Annotated in this window: 15 protein-coding genes and 1 pseudogene; 15 read left to right on the top strand and 1 reads right to left on the bottom strand. The window is 52.0% G+C overall.

What is annotated here, in order from left to right; all coding sequences use genetic code 11:
* Positions 1-38 precede the first annotated feature (38 nt).
* The 3 genes from ACRQU7_RS15945 to ACRQU7_RS15935 are packed head-to-tail and all read left to right on the top strand — an operon-like array spanning position 39 to position 2395.
* A complete protein-coding gene (locus ACRQU7_RS15945; protein ID WP_444641756.1) occupies positions 39-1484 on the top strand; it encodes a glycoside hydrolase family 1 protein in 1446 nt (481 codons plus the stop codon).
* Positions 1474-2094, top strand: coding sequence for a YczE/YyaS/YitT family protein (locus ACRQU7_RS15940; protein ID WP_444641754.1), 621 nt, complete (start codon positions 1474-1476; stop codon positions 2092-2094). The genes ACRQU7_RS15945 and ACRQU7_RS15940 overlap by 11 nt, the downstream gene beginning before the upstream one ends.
* A 40-nt stretch (positions 2095-2134) precedes the next feature.
* The gene (locus tag ACRQU7_RS15935; protein ID WP_444641752.1) at positions 2135-2395 is read left to right on the top strand and encodes an HPr family phosphocarrier protein; all 261 of its coding nucleotides are present in this window, start codon (positions 2135-2137) and stop codon (positions 2393-2395) included.
* Positions 2396-2509: 114 nt separating this feature from the next.
* On the opposite strand, the gene ACRQU7_RS15930 is transcribed toward ACRQU7_RS15935, so the two are convergent.
* A complete protein-coding gene (locus ACRQU7_RS15930; RefSeq protein WP_444641750.1) occupies positions 2510-3385 on the bottom strand; it encodes a LysR family transcriptional regulator in 876 nt (291 codons plus the stop codon).
* Positions 3386-3715: 330 nt separating this feature from the next.
* On the opposite strand from ACRQU7_RS15930, the gene prdC reads away from it, so the two are divergent.
* From prdC to ACRQU7_RS15870, 12 genes and pseudogenes are all read left to right on the top strand, one after another.
* Positions 3716-5056, top strand: a complete 1341-nt coding sequence (prdC, locus tag ACRQU7_RS15925; protein ID WP_444641748.1) for a proline reductase-associated electron transfer protein PrdC — start codon at positions 3716-3718, stop codon at positions 5054-5056.
* A complete protein-coding gene (gene prdA / locus ACRQU7_RS15920; protein ID WP_444641746.1) occupies positions 5040-6794 on the top strand; it encodes a D-proline reductase (dithiol) proprotein PrdA in 1755 nt (584 codons plus the stop codon). Before prdC ends, prdA begins: the two co-directional genes overlap by 17 nt.
* A gap of 33 nt (positions 6795-6827) precedes the next feature.
* Positions 6828-7043, top strand: coding sequence for a CBO2463/CBO2479 domain-containing protein (locus ACRQU7_RS15915; protein WP_444641744.1), 216 nt, complete (start codon positions 6828-6830; stop codon positions 7041-7043).
* A gap of 26 nt (positions 7044-7069) precedes the next feature.
* A complete protein-coding gene (gene prdB, locus ACRQU7_RS15910; RefSeq protein ID WP_038325717.1) occupies positions 7070-7798 on the top strand; it encodes a D-proline reductase (dithiol) protein PrdB in 729 nt (242 codons plus the stop codon).
* 18 nt (positions 7799-7816) lie between these two features.
* On the top strand, positions 7817-8698 hold the full coding sequence (locus tag ACRQU7_RS15905) for a DMT family transporter (RefSeq protein ID WP_444641741.1): 882 nt from the start codon (positions 7817-7819) through the stop codon (positions 8696-8698).
* Between the two features lie 138 nt (positions 8699-8836).
* Positions 8837-9718, top strand: a complete 882-nt coding sequence (locus tag ACRQU7_RS15900; protein WP_444641739.1) for an ABC transporter substrate-binding protein — start codon at positions 8837-8839, stop codon at positions 9716-9718.
* 146 nt (positions 9719-9864) lie between these two features.
* Positions 9865-10533, top strand: a complete 669-nt coding sequence (locus ACRQU7_RS15895; RefSeq protein ID WP_141826200.1) for an amino acid ABC transporter permease — start codon at positions 9865-9867, stop codon at positions 10531-10533.
* 13 nt (positions 10534-10546) lie between these two features.
* Positions 10547-11287, top strand: coding sequence for an amino acid ABC transporter ATP-binding protein (locus tag ACRQU7_RS15890; protein WP_444641737.1), 741 nt, complete (start codon positions 10547-10549; stop codon positions 11285-11287).
* Positions 11288-11338: 51 nt separating this feature from the next.
* On the top strand, positions 11339-11932 hold the full coding sequence (locus ACRQU7_RS15885) for a cytidylate kinase-like family protein (protein ID WP_444641735.1): 594 nt from the start codon (positions 11339-11341) through the stop codon (positions 11930-11932).
* A gap of 36 nt (positions 11933-11968) precedes the next feature.
* A pseudogene (locus tag ACRQU7_RS15880) lies at positions 11969-12988 on the top strand (proline racemase family protein); the annotation flags it as partial.
* Entirely contained in the window at positions 12983-13576 is a 594-nt protein-coding gene (locus ACRQU7_RS15875) for a TetR/AcrR family transcriptional regulator (RefSeq protein WP_444645617.1), read from the top strand. The pseudogene ACRQU7_RS15880 and the gene ACRQU7_RS15875, both read left to right, overlap by 6 nt.
* 332 nt (positions 13577-13908) lie before the next feature.
* Complete coding sequence (locus ACRQU7_RS15870; protein WP_444645615.1) at positions 13909-20022, top strand: glucoamylase family protein; 6114 nt, start codon at positions 13909-13911, stop codon at positions 20020-20022.
* Positions 20023-20043: the final 21 nt, after the last annotated feature.

Genomic DNA, 20043 nt, shown 5'->3' with positions numbered 1-20043 from the left:
GGTTCCGAATCTGTTGCACTTGAAAGGGGAATACAATTATGAGTAAAGTACCACTGGGATTTCCCAAAGATTTTCTGTGGGGCGGGGCCGTGGCGGCTAACCAACTGGAAGGGGCTTATGATATCGGAGGAAAAGGTCTTTGTGTATCCGATTTGAATGAATATCAAAAAGATATCCCCCTGGACAGGAAACACAACGGCGAGGTCACAACGAGAAGTATTTTGGATACGATGGCAAGCACTGACCGCGTTTTTCCTAAACGATGGGGAATCGATTTTTACCATACTTATAAAGAGGATTTGAAGTTATTACGGGAACTTGGTCTAAAGACTTTCCGTACATCGATCAACTGGGCGAGGATATTTCCAAACGGGGATGAAACAAAACCCAATGAAGAAGGGCTGAAATTTTACGACGCGCTGATTGATGAGATCCTTGCAAACGGTATGGAACCGATGATTACCGTTTCCCATTATGAAATGCCGCTGAATCTCACGCTGAACTATACCGGATGGTATTCCCGTGAGGTAATTGACTTTTTTGTCCGCTACTGCAAAGTGCTTTTTGACCGGTACCATCAAAAGGTGAAATATTGGATTCTTGTAAACCAAATCAATCTGATTACGCATGAGTCCTTTAATCACTTGGGGGTCGCGGAGGATAAGGTAAGCAATATAGAGGAAGCAAAATATCAGGCTGTTCACAACGAAATGGTCGCTTGTGCAAAGGCGACGAAATATGCCCATCATCTTTATTCCGATCTTCAAATTGGCGTAATGCTGTGTGGAGGACCCGCCTATCCCGCAAGCTGTAAGCCGGAAGATAATCTTGCCTGCCTGCGGCATAACCAGATGGAATTCTTTTTTGCGGATGTCCTGCTCCGAGGGAAATATCCGGGGTATGCTTACCGCTTTTTCGAAGAACGCGGGTATCACATTGTCTTTGGAGACGGCGATGAGGAGGTGCTGAAAAACACCGCTGATTTTGTATCCTTTTCTTATTACTACACTACGGTGTGCGATGAAGACAGCTTCAATAAAGACAATTCAGACTATCGGAACAAAGAACTTCCAGCAAATCCTTGGGGCTGGTCGATTGATCCCATCGGGCTGAGATACATGCTGAATGTGTTCTATGATCGCTACCAATGTCCGATTTATATCACGGAAAACGGGATCGGTTATTTCGATAAGCTGGAGGAGAATGGAACGATCCACGACCCATACCGGATTGAATATTTTAAGATGCACATTGAGCAGATGAGAGAGGCGATCAAGGATGGAGTTGATCTGCGCGGCTACTACGCTTGGGGCCCGATTGACATCGTCAGCTGCTCCTCTTCCGAAATGAGCAAGCGCTACGGTTTTATTTATGTCGATCTGGATGATTATGGACATGGCAGCGGGAAACGCATCAAAAAAGACAGCTTTAAATGGTATCAGCATGTCATCGAAACGAATGGCGAAAGTCTTTATGAGCAATAAGGCCGGAAGATTTCAGTCCGTAAAAAATATTTTTTTAATCCTTCTGGCAACCAATATCGTCGCGTTGGGGGTTGCCCTGTTGTTAAAAGCTGGGATGGGAACAGATCCTTTAACAGTACTGCAGGATGGCCTCCATGTAAAGCTTCATATCACCGTTGGCGAAGCAGCTTTACTTTATAATGTTTCTGTTTTGTTTGTAGCCTTTCTGCTCGCGCGAGAAAAGCTGGGACTTGGGAGCGCCATCTTTTCTCTGTCTTTCGGTCCTTTTATTGATATGCACTTTAATACTGTGGCGCTTATCCCTTTACATGGAATCCCATGTCTGATACTTGGGCTGATAATAATGTGCTTTGGATCCTCATTTGTAATCAGCTTAAATTTTGGCATGAGCGGACTGGATGCCCTTCTATTAACGCTTCAGGATGAGAAGGGCGTCCGCTATGCCATATTACGGACCATAAGCGACGCTTTGTGTACGATTGCCGGTTGGTTTATGGGAGGAACTGTAGGATGGGGAACTTTACTGGTTATTCTCCTTTCCGGTTTTCTGATTGACAACTTTCGTAAAATTCCTTTTAAAAAATACATATCACAGGAATCTATATTATAAATTTTAAAAAAAATAAACCTTTTTCAAAGGGAGAAAACATATGCAAACATTTCAATATTCCATTAAGGAACCTCTGGGCATCCATGCCCGTCCTGCCGGACTGGTAGTGAAGGTTGCTTCTGCTTATCAAAGTTCAATAGAAATGAAGACGGCGGATGGACGTACCGCTAATTTAAAAAAATTGTTTTCCGTAATGGCTCTTGGTGTAAAATGCGGTGACCAAATCACAATCAGTATCGACGGACCGGACGAAGGGACGGCCGCTGCGGCATTAAAGAAGTTTTTTCTGGAAAATCTTTGAGAACATTTCCACTTACTAATGAGCGTTTATGAAACGGCAAAACAATATATAAATTCAGCCCCTGAAACAACTCGTTTCAGGGGCGTTTTTGTGTCAAAATCCATCCCAAATTATCTACTCGCCCGTTCTCAGCTTTTGCTTTGCAAAATCGGCGAATTTCCGGGCGGCCGGCGGCAGTTCCGCATAGGAACGCATGGCTATGCCGAGCTCACGGCAGAAAAAGGGCTTCAGCGGCAGCGCCGTGATCCGCTCCGTATAATCCGTCAGGATCAGTTCGGACAGGATACTGATGCCGAGATGATGAATGACCATAGAGATGATCGCGCGGTCGTCCATAGAGGAATATTTCATGTCCGGATGAACCTTGCAGGTTTCCAGGGCATGGTGTATATCGTAGTCCGTCCCCACAGCCGAAATGATAAACGATTTCCCCTCAAATTCTCCCATGGGAAACGCGTCGCGCGATGCGAGCGGATAATCCTTTGGCAAAACCGCCATAAGCGGGTCGCTGGCGAGCGGAATCCAGTCCAGCCCGCAGGGGCGCGGCAGGCTCAAAAACCCGAGATCGACAATATTTTCCTGAATCCACTGCAGAATGTCATCGGCTCCGCCCTCCTTTAATATAATGTCAATATGAGGATACCGCTCTTTGAACTGATGCAAAAGAGGGGGAAGCCAGTGGACGGATATGCTGGAATACGTCGCGATGGTCAGCTCTCCTGCTTCCAGACCCTGAATTGCATGGATGGTCTGCTCCAGCTTTTCGGTTTCGGAAAGAACATTGCGGATTAGCGGGAGCAAAAGCTCCGCGTTGGGCGTGGGGGTCACTCCCCGCTTGGAACGCACAAACAGGGGGAAACCGAGCTCCGCCTCCAGACCTTTCAGAATATGGCTGACGCCGGACTGAGAATAGCCGAGGCGCTCCGCGCTTTTCGTAAAGCTCCCCGTCTCCGCGACATCCTCAAACAGCTTGTATTTACTGATAACCATCCTGCACGGCGATCTCATAAAAACAGGAATTCTGCCCGGCGGCTCTCCAAAATGTCAGGAATGACTTTGCCGCGCAGACTGGTTTTTATGGCGGATTGCCGAATCCACCCCCCTTTTTTTCCAGTATAAGGAGAAATGACACCTGTGTCAATGTAATACATGAAAATAACTAATGGATAACATTCAAAATGTGAGCTTTACTAATCGATAAAGTGCATGTATAATACAAGACATAATCTATTCAGGGTTCTTTTATCATACGTGTCAAGGGCGACAGAACGCGAAAGCGTCTGCCGCCCTTTTTGATTTTTTTAACAGGGAATGAGTGCGGTGACTGCGGAATATCGTTTTTATCTGAAACAGAATATCGGTGTCCGGTCGGAACCGGCCGTCCGGCAGGGCGACCGGGTGGAGCGCGGCGGACGGATCGCCGCAAAGCCGGAGGGCCTCGGCGCTGCCCTCCACAGCAGCGTGACCGGGACCGTCGTGCTGGTGACGGAGGATGAGATCGTCATCCGGGATACGGGCACCGACTTTTCCTCCTACAGAAGGCTTACGGGAAAAACCCCATGGGAAAGGGTAGAGGAAGCCGGGCTTGTCGGGCTGGGAGGGGCCGGGTTCCCGACCGCCGAAAAGCTGCGGAGTCGGCTCGGCGTGAACGCGACGGTTATCGTAAACGCGGTGGAATGTGAGCCGATCCTGTGCCACAATATTGCGCGGATCGAAGAAGAGGAGGGTAACCTGCTGGATGCGCTGCAGATCGTCATGGACCTGATGAATGCCCCTAACGGGATCGTAGCGGTCAAGCGCAGGCATACGAAGGCGGTCGCCGCGCTGCGCGCCGCGGACCGCGGCGGCAGATACCGTATCGCGACGCTGGAGGACCTGTATCCGATGGGAGAAGAAAGAGCCGTTGTCCGTGAAACCATGGGAGTCCTGCTTCCCCCCGATTCACTTCCTTCTGAAGCTAACGCCGTGGTAATCAACGCGGAAACGGCGCTGCGTATCCGCGAGGCGGTCGTTCTGCAAAAACCGATGATCGACAAGGATATCACCGTGGCCGGAAAACTCAGGGAAAACGCCGGAGTGAAGGTTTTGAGGGACGTTCCCGTCGGCAGGAGGGTTTCCGACGTGTTTGAGATGGCCGGCGGCCTTGGAAACGAATACGGCGAGCTGATCATGGGCGGGCCGTTTACCGGAAGCCGCACGACTCCGGCGGAGGCGATCCGCAAGACGACCGGCGGCCTGATCGCGGCGGAATGTTTTCCCAAAGGGCCGGAAAAAATCGGGCTTCTCGTATGCGCCTGCGGCGCAAACGAAAACAGGATGCGTGAAATTGCGCGCGGTCTGGGAAGCAGCGTCTGCGGTGTGGCCTGCTGCAAGCAGGCGGTTAAGGTCAAAAGCGCGTATAAATGTGAGAACCCGGGACATTGTCCCGGTCAGATACAAAAGGTGATGGAGCTGAAAAAGCAGGGGGCACAGGCGCTGCTGATCGGCAACTGCACGGATTGTTCCAATACCGTGATGGCCTGCGCGCCAAAGCTGAACCTGAAAGTATACCATACCACCGACCAGGTGCTGCGTGCGGTCAATCATCCGCTGGTACGCAGAATGCATCCGGATGAAAAAAATGGAAAGAACAGGAGCGAAGCCAATGTCTATGACGACTGAAACGCTGAAAGCCAATTTGAAGGAACCGGCCATTTTCTGCTGCAGACGCCGCAGGGGGACCGTAATCAGTGCCGCGGATCTGGAAGACCCCAGCCTGTTTGACGACATGGCCGAAGCGGGGCTTCTGACGCTGAGCGGCGATGCGCTGACCGTAGAAGAGGCCCTGGGCGCCACGCTGCTTGCGGACTGCGAAGCCCTGACCCCGATCCTGCCGTCCATGGTGGAGGGCGCGCGCAAAACCGAAAAGGAAAAGGCGGAGCGGCCCGCCCCCGTGGAAACCGGAGAGCCCGCAGGCACATCATTTGCGAAAGGAGCGTCGGGTATGATGCATATCGAAATCAAAAGTCTGGAAGGGTTGTCCCTTGATCTGCCGTGGCCCGGCCTTTTCCCCTCGGAGGCTGTGGCAGCCGCTGCGCCGGCTGCTTTATCCGCCGCTGTGCCGTCCGCCGCGCAGGGGGAAGACAAAACGCTGCGGACGCTGACAAAAAAATATTTTCAGGCGGCCGACGTGGTCATCGGGGAAAAGACCTCGTTTGAAGACGGTGTCCTGACACTGGACCGGGGGCTGCTGGAGAAAGCGCTTCTGGCGGACCCGCTTGTAAAAGAGATCAAAATGGACGTCATCAAGCCCGCCGACCGCCATATTTACACCGACACGATCATGGACGTATGCCCGATCGCCGCCAAGGTGAGCGGTACGCTCGGCGAAGGGGTTACCCATGTGATGGAGGGCGCCGTTTTCATGCTGACCGGCGTGGACGAGGACGGCACTCAGGTGCATGAATTCGGTTCCTCGGAAGGGTATCTGGATGAAAAGATGGCGTTCGGCAACCCCGGCTGCGCGGACGAGAACGATATCATTATCCGCGTGGAAACGATCATTCAGCGCCATACCGGGATGGAACGCCGCGGGCCGCTGGCGGCGCACAAATGTGAGGACGTCATTATTCAGGCGGCGCGCGACGTGTTAAAGACGGCAAATCAGGCCCCGCTGCGCGAAGAAATCTGCCGCGACGTAAAAAAATACGGCAGGCCGCGCGTGATTTTGGTAAAGGAAATCATGGGCCAGGGCGCAATGCATGATAATATCCTCTGCCCGAACGAGCCGTGCGGCGTGACGGGCGGGCAGAAAAACGTGGATCTCGGGAACGTACCAGTCATGCTTTCCCCCAACGAGGTGCTGGACGGCGGCATTCACGCGCTGACGTGCATCGGCCCGTCCACCAAGGAAATGACGCGCCACTATTTCCGCGAGCCGCTGGTCAGGGCGCTGGCGGCGGATGAGGAACTGAATCTTCTCGGCGTCGTCTTTGTGGGCAGCCCCCAGGTGAATGACGAAAAAACCTTTGTATCCGAACGGTTGGGCGCGTGGATGGAAGCGCTCGGGGCCGAAGGCGCCATCGTTACAACCGAAGGCTTCGGCAACAACCACATCGATTTCATTTCCCATATCGAGCAGATCGGCAAACGGGGCATCCCCGTCGTCGGCGTTTCCTTCTGTGCCTATCAGGGCCAGCTGGTGGTCGGCAACCGGTATGCGGACGCGATGATCGAGCTCAACAAGGATCAAAAGGGCTTTGAGAACGAGGTCGCCGGCTGCTCGGAAATCTGCCCGAAGGACGCGCTGCGCGCCGTCCAGATGCTGAAAAACAAGATGATGGGCGTCGAAATCAAGCCGGCTCCCAAAAAATGGTCGCAGCAGGTCGTCGACGGAAACAATCTTCTTCTGGGCCTGTAAAAACAGTCTGTGAAGAAATAGGAGGGCCGCCCGATGCAATACGAACTGAACCCGATCCTGATGGAGGGAAAAGTGGTGGAGGTCAACGATACGGCTGTCAAGGTCGATATTCAGGGAAGGCTGGGGGTCATCACGGTCCCGAAGCGCTGGGTCCTGACGGATTTTCCGCTGCAGCTCGGCCTGAAGGTGGAATTTTATTTCAGCTATCTGCAGGTGACCGAACCAAAGCAGGTGCCGCACGGCGCCTGAAACGAAATTTTGAACGGAGGCAAGCCATGAAACTGACGGTAGTAGAAGGGATGCAGTCTGAAATTTTTGTGCCGATCACGCCGAACCCGGTCTGGTCGGAGCTGAAAAAGCCGCTGAACGAATGCAGGGTGGCGTTTATCACGGCGGGCGGCATCCACCAGAAAACCCAGACACCCTACGACACTTCCGGGGATTACACCTATCGCGTGATTCCGTCCGATATCCCCACTTCCGAGCTGATGGTCACCCACGGGGGATTCGACAACTCGGATATCAACAAGGATGTGAACGCCATGTTTCCGCTGGACCGCCTGCGGGAGCTGGTCGCGGAGGGCTTTATCGGAAGCCTTGCCGATGAGATGTACGGCTTTATGGGCGGCGGCGGAAACGTCGATAAATTCCGCACGGAAACCGGCCCGGAAATCGCGGCAAAACTGAAAGCGCAGGGGGTCGACATCGTGCTTTGCACCGGCGGATGCGGCACGTGTCACCGTTCGGCGACGATCGTCACCAGATGCTGCGAGGCGGCGGGCATGTCCTGCTGCGTGATCGCGGCGCTGCCGCCCATTGCCAAGCAGCAGGGGGCTCCGCGGATCACCGCGCCGCACGTGCCGATCGGTTCCAACGCGGGCGAGCCGAACAATCCGGGGATGCAGACGGCGATCCTGAAGGATACGCTGAATTTCATCGCCCACGAGGCGGACCGCTACGGCATGTGCAAGGTGCTGCCGTACGAATACAGGCATAATGTCTGACGGTCCCGGGAACGGAGCATGAAAAAGCTGATTGTGGTTTTGGGCGTGGCCGGGTCGTCCCTGTCCGCTGTTTTCGTCAGGGTCGCGGACGCGCCGCCGATGGTGCTGGTTCTGTACCGGGTCGGGTTTGCGGCGGTGTTTCTTCTGCCGGTTCTGGTTCTCCGCTGCAGGGCTGAAATCAGGGGAGTACCCCCGAAATATTTCATATGCGCCGCCATCAGCGGCATGTTTTTAAGCTTTCATTTCACCGCTTACTTCCAGTCGCTGAGCTATACGAGCATTGCCTCTTCGGTCGCGCTGGTCGACACGGAAGTGTTCTTTATCGCTCTGGCAACGTTTCTGCTGTTCCGGGAAAAACTGGGAGCCAAGCACTGGGCCGCGATCCTGGTCACCTTTTCAGGCACCGTCGTCATCGCCCTGGCGGACGCGGGCAGCGGAAACAACGTTTTGCTGGGGGATTTCCTCGCACTGACCGGCGCGTGCTTTCTGTCCGTTTATACGATGCTCGGCGTGTTCTGCAGAAAGAAAATGTCCACCACGGTCTACACCTTCACGGTGTATTTCTCTGCGGCGCTGACTTTGCTCTTGATTTTATGCGTGCAGCATGTTAAAATAACTCAATATCCCAGAGTCAACGTCCTGTCCGGCATCGGCCTTGCGGTGTTCTGTACGCTTCTGGGGCACAGCCTGTTCAGCTGGGTCCTGAAGTATGAAAAACCGGCGTATGTGTCGGCCTCAAAGATGCTGGAGCCGGTTTTTGCCACGGGACTGGGGATCGCTTTTTTTCGGGAATTTCCTTCCGCCTATGTGGCGGCGGGCGGCGCCCTCGTTGTTTTGGGCATCGTCTGCTATACTCTTTTCAACTCCGAGGCCCGGCCGGCGGATTCCCCGGACGGTTAACAGGCCGGTTTTACATTTTAATATAGGATCAGAGCAAAATGAATGGACAATGGTGTTTATTTTATAACATCCTTGTCTTTTTTTTATTCATTTTTTCTGTTCATATAAATTCAAAGTATCATCAAAGGAGGATTCAACATGAAGAAAAAACTTTTGTCCTTGATTTCCGTAGCGCTGACGTTTGCAATGACGGCGGTTATGCTGACGGGCTGCACAGGCGGCACCGAAGCTGCTTCCCAGCCGGAGAGCAGCACGGCCCCGGCAGCGTCCTCGCAGGCGGCCGGTGAAAGCGCACCGTCCTTTCAGGGAGCGCTGAAAGGGGTCACGCTGGCTGTCGGCACCTCCGGCACCTACGCGCCGTTCTCCTATTTTAAGGAGGATGGAACAACCCTGCAGGGCTTCGATGTGGAATTTCTGAATGAACTGCAGAAGCTCCTTGGATTCTCCATCAAATCCGATAAACTGCAGGATATGGACTACGGCCCGCTGACCACCTCCGTGTCCCAGGGCCAGCTGGATGTTGTGGCGGCCGCCCTCTGCGCCACGGATGAGCGCAAAAAGACCATGAACTTCACCGATACCTATTATGACGCGGGCATCGTGGTCGTCGTGGGCGAGAACAACAGCGACATCAAAAGCGTGGACGATCTGAAGGACGGCAAATATACCGTGGCCGTGCAGGCCGGCACCATCGCCTATGAATACGCCGCCGCGAATCTGCCGGAAAAATGCCTGAAAACCTTCGACTCCCAGTCTCTCGCCTATAAAGCCGTGGAGGGCGGGCAGGCGGACGCCACTATCTACGACGCGCCCGGCACGGCCTATTCCATCAAAACCGGCGAGATCAAGCTGAAAATCGTCGGGGATGAATTCTACAACGGGCAGGCGCCTTACGCCATCGCTCTTTCTTTCAACATCTGCAAGGCGAATCCCGATATTGTCCAGAATTTCAACGACGCCATTGCTTACCTCCAGTCAAACGGAACCATCGATCAGCTGAAGGAAAAATGGTGTGAATAAGCAATGAACCGGCGCGGCCGGCCGCAGATCCGCTTTTTTAACGTCTTTTTCCGGCGGATTTCCTCCCGCTTTGCGTACAAACGGGCTTTTCGCCCCCTTGTACGCGGGCTGCGGCGGAGAAGCCCACATTGAAAGGAGGTGTTCCAATGGATTTGGAATCCGTCAAGAATATTGCTCCCATGCTGCTCCGCGGGCTGAAGCTGACAATGGAAATTTCCGTAGTCGGCATCCTGATAGGCTTTCTGATCGGATCGGTTTCCGGGTATGCCCTGCACGGGCATTTCAAGGCGGGCAGACGCATAGCCGGCGTTTATATCTGGCTGATTCGCGGCACACCGCTGGTGGTGCAGGCGCTGTATGTCTATTTTGTGGTCCCCCTGCTGATTTCCGCGGCCACGGGAACGAATTTTACGTTGGAAAGCACGGCGGCGGGCATCATCGTCATCTCCCTGAATTCCGGCGCGTTTATCTCCACCATCGTAAAGGGTGCCCTGGACGGTGTGGAGATCGGCCAGACCGAGGCGGGGAAATCCCTTGGGCTGACAAACAGGCAGATCATGTGGCATCTGATCGTCCCACCGGCGTTTCAATCCATGCTGCCCGCGCTGTTCAACCAGTTTATCATTTCCGTGAAGGATACGGCCCTGTTGTCCATCATATCGGTCAATGAAATGACCAGGCAGACCCAGAATTATATTGCGCGGACCTTTCAGACTGTTCCGGCCTACACGGTCTGCGCTCTGTTTTACTTAGTATTGCTGTCCATACTCATGGTACTGCAAAAATTTATCGAAAAAAAATTCAGTTTGAAATAGGCGGGTGACGAAAATGAGCAGCCCACTTTTGCAGATCAGCCATCTATCCAAAATTTTTGGCGATCTGGTGGTTTTGAAAGATATCAACATCGAAGTTTCCGAGGGAGAGGTGGTATGCATCATCGGTCCCTCCGGCTCGGGGAAAAGCACGCTGTTAAGATGCATCAATCAACTGGAGATTCCTACCTCCGGCGATGTTTTTTATAAAGACCAGAACATGTGTGATAAAAAGGCCGATATCCGGAAATTCCGGGAGGAAGTCGGCATGGTGTTCCAGCGCTTCAATCTTTTCCCAATGAGAACCGTCCTGGGAAACGTCACGCTGGCGCCGGTGCTGACAAAGCGCAGGAACAAGCAGGAGGCCCGCGGTAAGGCCGCACAGCTTCTGGAGCGGGTGGGCCTGGAAAACAAAAAGGACGCTCTGCCGTCCACCCTCTCGGGCGGGCAGCAGCAGCGGGTAGCCATTGCGCGGGCACTGGCCATGGACCCTGTCGCACTGCTTTTTGACGAACCGACGTCGGCTCTGGACCCGGAGCTTGTGGGCGAGGTCCTGAGCGTGATGCGTCAGCTTGCCGCGGACGGCATGACAATGGTCGTGGTCACCCACGAGATGGCGTTCGCAAAAGACGTCGCGGACCGCGTCATTTTTATGGATAACGGCTATATTGTGGAGGAAGGGACTCCGCAGGAGGTACTGGAAAGCCCGCGGGAAGAACGGACGAAGGCTTTTCTGTCCAGATTCCTGGCGTCTTAGCGGTCCGCGTCAGCAGGCCGCCTGCGGCAAAGAAAGACAGGGGGGAAAGGTTTGGAAAAATATGTGGTCACCATAACAAGAGATTTTGGAAGCCTTGGGCGTCCGGTCGCCAGACGATTATCCGAACTGCTGAACATCGAATATTACGACCGCGACATTGTGGAAGCGACCTCGGAAAAAATGGGAATGCCGGTTTCGGTGATCAGCGACGAGGAGGAGAGGGGCTCTAACTTTTTCCGGATGCTGTTTCCGCTTGGAACGGAGTCGATGGAGCGGCAGGCGCGTATCTTTCAGACGCAGAAGGACATCATCGCCGGCCTGGCGGAAAAAGGCTCCTGCATTATCGTCGGCCGCTGCGCCGACTATATTCTCGCTGAGGAAAAGAACGCGATGCACGTTTATATCTATGCGCCGTATAGGATCCGGTACGACAACTGCCTGAACACGCTGGAAATGAAGCCGTACGAGGCAAAACGGATGATCGAGGCGGTGGACAAAGCGCGCGGCAATTATCACAAGCAGTATGCCAAATATGCCCCGGATGATCCTAATCACAAGGACCTGATGGTAAACAGCGGGCTGCTGGGTGTTGAGGGAACCGCGAGGCTGCTGGCGGAGGCCGTCAGGCTGAATTTCGGCGGATAAGGAACAGGATAAATCCATATTTGCGGGAGGAACGGCATGGATATCAGGCCCAAAACGGGCAGTTACGCGCACTGCTTCAAAACCATCGATTCCCACACCGTGGGAGAAGCGACGCGGATCATTTACGAGGGGTTTCCGGAGCTGCCCGGAAGCACGATGATGGAAAAGAAAAAATATCTGGAAAAGAATTACGACCATTACCGCACGGCGCTGATGCTGGAGCCGAGAGGGCACCGCGACATGTTCGGGGCACTGATTACCGAACCGGTGAACCCGGAAGCGGATTTGGGCGTGGTTTTCATGGACAGCGGCGGCTACCTGAATATGTGCGGCCACGGCAGCATCGGGACCGCCTCCATGGCGGTTGAAACCGGACTGGTGGCGGTGACCGAACCGTATACCGAGGTCGTGCTGGATACGCCTTCCGGCATTATCCGCGCGAAGGTGCGCGTGGAGGGCGGCAAAGCGGTGGAGGTCAGCATTCTGAACGTGCCTTCTTTTCTGTACCGGGAAAACCTGAAAACCGAAATTCCCGGGTACGGGGTGATCCCCTACGATATCTCCTTTGGAGGCTCCTTTTTTGCGCTGGTCGATGCCGAAGCCATCGGCCTGGACCTGAAGGCCAAGTATATCGAGGAAATCACCGAGTTGGGAATGAAGCTCCGGAACCGAATCAATAAAGAAGTGAACATCCGGCATCCTTATCTGGATATCACCACCGTCGATCTGGTGGAATTCTATGCACGTGCCGATCATCCGCAGGCCGATCTGAAAAACTGTGTCATCTTCGGGCAGGCGCAGGCCGACCGTTCTCCGTGCGGGACCGGAACGAGCGCCAAAATAGCGGCTTTATACGCAAAAGGGAAACTGGGCTTGAACCAGAAATTCGTTTACGAGAGCATGATCGGTTCGATATTCAAAGGCGAGGCCGTTCAGGAGCTGGAAATCAGCGGCATGAAGGCGATTGTTCCACAGATCACCGGCAGCGCGTATATCACCGGCATGAACCAATGGATTCTGGACGATGACGATCCGCTGGAAGACGGTTTTTTGCTGGGGAACGTAAAAAAGGCGGAGCCGGAAAGCATCCGGACCAGGATCGTCCGGGCGGCGTGGAAGCTGTTCCGGGAAAAGGGCTTCCCCGAGACCCTGACAACTGACGTAATCGGGCTGGCCGGCGTATCCGCCGACGAATTCCACAGCGCTTTTGAAAAAAAGGAGGATCTGCTGGATACGCTTGGAGATTTTTTCGATCAGAAATACGCTGAGCTGATGCTGGAAATGAACCCCAGGTTAAACCATTACGAGCAGCTGCTTTATCTGAACAGGGAGCTGTTTCAGCTGATTGAAACACAGGTGCCCTTTAACCTGGTTGTGTTTCTTTACACGCAGGATGTTGAAAAAAAGAAAAAGAGCCTTTTCAATGAGGAACGGCTCTACTTTAAGCTGATTATGCGCATCCTGCAGGAAGGACGGAAGACCGGGGAATTTAAAAATTCGGATTCCGTGCAAAACATGGCGGAAATATATGCCTCTCTGGAAAGGGGAATGATCTACAACTGGTGTGTGGCGGGCGGCGCTTACAGCCTGACAGAGAACAGCCACAGCCTTTTACCCATCTATCTGAAAGAATTTTTAAGATAAAGCTTTATAAAAACTGCAGAAATTTACAGCAATTCCATTTCAGCCTGCGAGACACGCAAACCTGTTGCAGAATCAACTGGAAATGCTGTAGTACAGGAAAGAAACGGTATTTTTAACTTTTGAATAGAAGCTCCATATCAGGGCATCCCTTTGTTTAGGGATGCCCTTTTTAAAGTGCTGCCGGGACCCTGTTCAAGATTGATGAATTTTTTTCGAATCCGAAATATGCAATGAGTTGCTATTTTTTATGGAAAAACAGACAAACTATCCATAAAGAGATCCTGTCTTAGCCGAAGGGTCTCTTAAATAAGGAGGAGCTTCCATTGCAGATCGTGTTGAAAAAAATTGACTTTTATATAGATTCCCCCTTTCTGCCGGTTGTTTTGCTGATCCTGATTTCATTGTTCTGTTTTGTTTTGTTTATGCTGTACCGCAGACTGAACCATTTTGGCAGGAAAGTAAATTTTTCGGTTTGTTCCCCGGCAGAAGGAGAGAAACCGGGTCCGAGCGAGTGGGAGAAGCAGATGCTTGATCTGGCGGAAAGCCACAGTCAGGTCAGACTGACCGGATATAGCTTTGTTCTGAATGACTATAATCAGGCCGCCTATAAAGAACTGAATAAAATCAGAGACAGCATCTCCGCCGTATCCGCCGATATGATTTCCCTGATTCCGGCGGCGCGCTGGCTTTTTGACAACTTCCAGATGCTGTACCGGGAAATTAAAAAAGTGCGTACCTCGGGAACGGACTATGCCGTATTGCCGGTTCTGAAAGGGAAGGAATACCGTAATTTTCCCCGTGTTTATGTTGTGGCAAAAAAGATGGTGGCTCTTTCCGGGGGACATCTGAGTGAAGAAAATATTTCCGTGATGCTGAAAGCATATCAGCAAAAGATACCGCTTACGGACAAGGAAATCTGGGTTTTACCGGAAGTGCTGGGCTTTTGCCTTCTGGAAGAGATCATTGCAGCCGCGGATGAAATCCTTCAGATGATCGATGTGAAGTCGAAGGCGGAAAAATTTCTGCAGGACAGGCTGACGGATCAGCAGGGGCCGGCCGATCTGTCAGCACTGCTGTGCAAAATAGAAGAGGATTCCTTAAAGCGGAACTGCTCGTTCCATGCCCACGTCGTCTATCTGCTGAAAAACATGTCCTTTGACGAGGCTTCCATTCAAAGCTATCTGGAATATCATTTGGCTTCCCCGGAAAAACAGGTGAAGACCTCCGGCATCTTTCTGGAGGAAGGAAAGATCGAATCGTTTCTTGAGACAAATATCCGGACTCTGATTGTCAGCCTGAGGGATATCAATGAAGTGGACGAGGAAAAATTCTTTGAGGAATATTCCTGCCTGGAGCAGATTTTATCACAGGACCCGGACGGTATCTATCAGAAGATGGATTTGGAGTCCAGGGGCATGTACCGCGGAGTCATTGTGAAATTATCGCTCCGTTATCATCTGATGGAAGAAAAGATAGCCAGGGACTGCCTGGAGCTGGCGGTCCGGGGAAGGGAGGACCTTCATTGTTCCCATCATGTGGGGGCCTATCTTTTGGGGAAAGGCTATCCGGTTCTGAAAGCGAAGGTGTTGGGAGAACCGATTCCCCAAAAAATCAGGAAAACGAGGAATGGAATGGGCTTCCTTTATTTCCTTACCCTGTTCCTGATCACTCTGGGACTGGGTGCCTGCCTGTTCCAGGCTTTCGGGGTCCTTGGCGGGCTGCAGGATACCGGACGGCAAGTGATCGTCCTTCTGGCTGCCATGCCGCTTCTGATCGGTATTTCCATAGAGATTACAAATTTTATATTCACCAGAAAAATCAAGGTCAAGAAGATTCCTTCGCTGAACTATCTGGAGGAAATACCGGAGGAAGCAAGGACCTTTGTGGTCATGCCGGTCATTGTCTCCTCGAAGGAACAGGGCCTGGAGTACATGGACCGTCTTCAAAAGCATTATCTGGCAAACCGGCAGCCGAACCTTTTCTTTGCGTTGCTGCTTGATTTTGAGGATTCTCAGGACCAGTTCCTGCCGAAGGACGAGGTGATTGAAAACGCTCTTGCCGCGCGCAGGAGGGAACTGAACGAACTCTATCCATCGGAGTACCCGCGGTTTTCCCTGTTCTTCCGCTGCCGCAAATGGAATCAGGCGGAAAACTGTTATATGTGCTGGGAGCGTAAGCGGGGAAAGCTGGAAGAATTCAATAACCTTTTAAATGGAGAGGAAAAGGAGAACACCACCTTCTCTTCTGTTTACTGCGACCAGAAGCTTCTTACCACCTTCCGGTATGTGATTACACTGGATGCGGATACCAACCTGATCCGCGACAACGCCGCGAAACTGGTCGGACTGATCGATCATCCTTTGAATCAACCGATTCTCGATCTTGCCAATCAAAAGGTGGAGGAAGGCTATGTCATCATACAGCCCTCGGTAAGAAATCATATCGCGGATAAGAACGGCAGCAGGTTTACGAAAATCTTCGGGGGAGAATCGGGCCTTGCCCATTACGGGACCGTGATCTCGGATATCTACCAGGATATTTTTAACGAAGGAATCTATACCGGAAAGGGTATTTATGATATCAAAGCCTTCCGTAAGGTGCTTCAAAATAAGGTGCCGGAAAACCGGATTCTCAGTCATGACCTTTTTGAGAGCTGCTATGCACGGACGGCTTTTTCCAGCACGGCCAAGATCATGGACAGTTTTCCGAACAGCGTTTTGTCCTTTACCAAAAGGGAACACCGGTGGCTGCGCGGGGACTGGCAGCTGCTGCCCTGGCTGTTTGTGAAGAAGGCCGCGGATGGGAGAAGCTTGTGCGCCCTGTCAAAATGGAAAATCTTTGACAACCTGAGAAGAAGTCTGGTTCCTCTGAGCAAGATTCTGCTTCTGCTGTTGAATCTGGCATGGATGCCGCAGGCATATTATCTTTGGCTGCCCCTGATTTTCTTTAACGACCTTTTTTCCACGGTGATTCTTCTGCTTGCGGTGATTAACCAGAAGCTGATCCGGCCGAAGCTGGCCGTTATTTATAAAAGCTTCCTAAAGGAACTTGCCGTGATGCTGGAAAGAGCGTTTCTGGAGTTTACGATCACGCCGTACCGGGCGTATGTCGCATGCGACGCCATTGTCAGAACGCTGTACCGGCTCTTCGTCAGCAAAAAAAATCTGCTTCGCTGGAATACGGCGGAAGCGGTGGATGCCTCCATTGTCAATACGAGAAAAGGGTATTTTCTTACCATGTGGAGCTCTTTTCTTCCGGCGTGTGCGCTTGCGTTCCTTTTATTTATGGGATCTTTGAACCCCGCGGGAATGATTCTGACGGCAGTCATCCTCGCTGACTGGAGCTTTGCCTTTGAAATCGCGTACCGGATCAGTCAGCCGGAAAACAAGCTTCATCCGGGGGACAAAGCACAGGACAGCGGGCTGCTTCTGGATACCGCGCGCAGAACCTGGCTGTTTTTCAAGGAGTTTTCCACGAAGGAAAACAACTGGCTCTGCCCGGATAATTATCAGATTTCCATAGCTGAAAAAGTCAGCGATAAAACATCGCCAACCAATATCGGACTTCAGTTTCTGGCGATTCTGTCGGCCAGGGACCTGGGATTTGAAACTTTGAGCGCTACGGTCGAAGCCGCGGAAAACCTGATGGATACGGTTCAGAAAATGCCGAAATGGAAGGGACATCTCTATAACTGGTATCATATTCAATCTCTCGAGGTGCTCAACCCCGCCTATATCTCCACCGTGGACAGCGGCAATTTTCTGGGTCATCTGGTCGTGCTGAAAAACGGCCTTTTAGAGCAGATCGACAAGCCGGTTTATCCGGACAATTTTCTGTCCGAGCTCAGGATTGCGGTTCAGAACAGCAATGAGGAAATTCTGCTGAGAATAGGCGATTCTGCCGGAAATAAGCTCAGGGCCGGGTACCAAAGCATCGGGGAGCTGATCGAGGATATCGCGGATATCTGGGAAAACTTAAACGGGAGGGAGCTCAGACCGGCTGCGGATTACCGCTGGACCAGACATCTGATGGAACTGATTGACAGTACCGTCAATGAAGCCGGGGCCTTAAAGCTGAAAAAAGAGAGCTTTTCTTCTTATCCTGTGCTTCGCCGTATTGCAGCGGAGGATCATCCGTTTGCAAACAGCATGATTCATCGGATCAAAGAACTCTGCAATCAAATAGACCGCCTTTTGGCAAATGTTGATTTCCGCTTTCTATTTAACGAAAAGAGAATGCTGTTCCATATCGGGTATCATGTATCCTCACACACACTGGACGACGGCTGCTACGACCTGATGGCGTCGGAATCGGCGCTCACAAGCTTTCTTGCGATCTCCATGGGCCAGGTGCCGTTAAAGCATTGGTATAAACTGGGGAGGCCCCTGACTATGGTCAGCGGCATTCCGTGTTTTGTATCCTGGAGCGGTACGATGTTTGAATATCTGATGCCGAATCTGGTATTCAAGGAATATGAGGGCTCCGTCTACGAACAGACTTCCAGGGCGGCGGTGCTTCAGCAAATCCAGTATGCACAGGAGGCGGGAATCCCCTGGGGGATATCCGAATCCCAGTATTACCGTTTTGACCTGAACTCAAATTACCAGTACAAAGCCTTTGGGGTCCCAAAGATAAGACTCCAGCCGGTCCGCAGGAATTCCCTTGTGGTCGCTCCCTATGCAACGATGCTGGCACTGGATATCGCGGAAGAGGAATGCATGAAAAATCTGAAGCGGCTGAAGAAATTAGGCGCCTTCGGCGATTACGGCTTCTATGAGTCGGTTGATTTTAACCTGCCGAATTCTGTGGAGCTGACGCCTTATTGCATTGTAAAATCCTATATGGCACATCATCAGGGAATGAATCTGGCCGCCATTAATAATTATCTGAATGAGGGCGTCCTTCGGGAGCGGTTTCATGCGGAGATGATGATCAAGGCCTCGGAAGTCCTGCTCGAAGAAAAGCGCCAGTCTTATTTGATTTCGATTGCCCGGCAGGGATATACGATCAGAATCGGGAAGTCCCTTTTTAGAGAAGACAGCTACAGTAACCGGTATGTCAACAGCACGGGCGTAAATTCGCCGGTCGTGGATTATCTGTCAAACGGCAAGTATTCCCTGATGATCACTTCGGACGGCGACGGCTTCAGTAAATATGAGGACCGGATGCTTTACCGCTGGCGGTCGGATATTTACGAAAATACAGGCAATTATATCTATATTAAGGACATGGAACGGGGAAAGCTCTGGAGTGCCGCTTATCATCCTACAAGAACGGAGCCGGAGGATTACCAGGTGGTCTTCTGCCCGCACCAGGCGGAATTCAAACGCAGGGACGGGGATATCTCGTCGGACATGATCGTCAGCCTGGATGCGGACCACAACTTCGAGATACGCAAGGTTACCTTTACCAATCACGGGAGTCGGGAAAAGCGGCTGGAGGTAACCAGCTATCTGGAGGTGGTGGACGACACCTATCCGGCAGAGCTGAGCCATCCCGCGTTCAATAAGCTCTTTCTGGAAAGCGAGTATCTGGAAGAGCAGGAAATCTTCCTCGCGAAAAGGCGAAGGAAGACGGAGGAAGATCATCCTTATGTGATGCACATGCTGAGAACGGGAACGAAACTATGCAAGAAACTGGAATATGAAAATGACAGAAAACGCTTTATCGGAAGAAACAATACTCTCGAAAATCCGGATTCTGTGGTGAACAGCAGTGCCTTTTTCAATCATTCGGGCTTTTGCAATGATCCGATTATGAGCCTGCGGGCACAATTCTGCATAGGCGCGGGGGAAACCGCCTGCGTTTCTTTTATTACCGGAGTATGCGGCAGTAAGGAGGAAGCAATCAAAATAGCGGGGGAATTGAATGTCAGCTACCGGATCGACGATATTCTGGAGAAATTCAGGCTTCAAAAGAACCTGGAGTTAAAGTATCTGGAAATTACCAGAGCCCAGCTGAACGCCTTCCAGGATCTGGTCAGCCCGGTCTATTATCCTGCGGGTATTTACCGGGGGCCGCATGAAAATATAAGACGGAACTTTATGAACCAGAGCTTTTTGTGGAAATTCGGCGTATCCGGCGATCATCCCATTCTGCTTTTGACGGTTCGGTCCATTGCGGAGGAAAGAACCGTGAAGGACGTGTTAAAGGCTTACGAATATCTGAAGATCAACCGTGTTGCGGTGGACCTGATTATCCTGATCGATTCCAAGCACGGCTACCTTCAGGAGGTGGATGAATTAATCAACGACATGACAAGCTCTCTTCGGATTTATGATTCCGGAAACGAGAAGCCAAGCTTTTTTACCCTGCATACGTATGAGATGAAACCGGCGGAGATCGATCTGCTGTATACGGCAGCGCGGGTTGTATTTTCAGAGAAAGCGGGGATTTATTTTAACAATGTAAAAGAAAATCCGTATGAGTTACTTGAGAAATATTAGGCCTTCGAGGCCCAGCCTTTA

The sequence above is a fragment of the Caproiciproducens puteiluti genome (genome assembly GCF_052442865.1).
Classification (GTDB): Bacteria; Bacillota; Clostridia; order Oscillospirales; family Acutalibacteraceae; genus Caproiciproducens.
The sequence above is the reverse complement of the archived record's forward strand: the minus strand, read 5'-3'. Positions and strand labels throughout refer to the sequence as shown.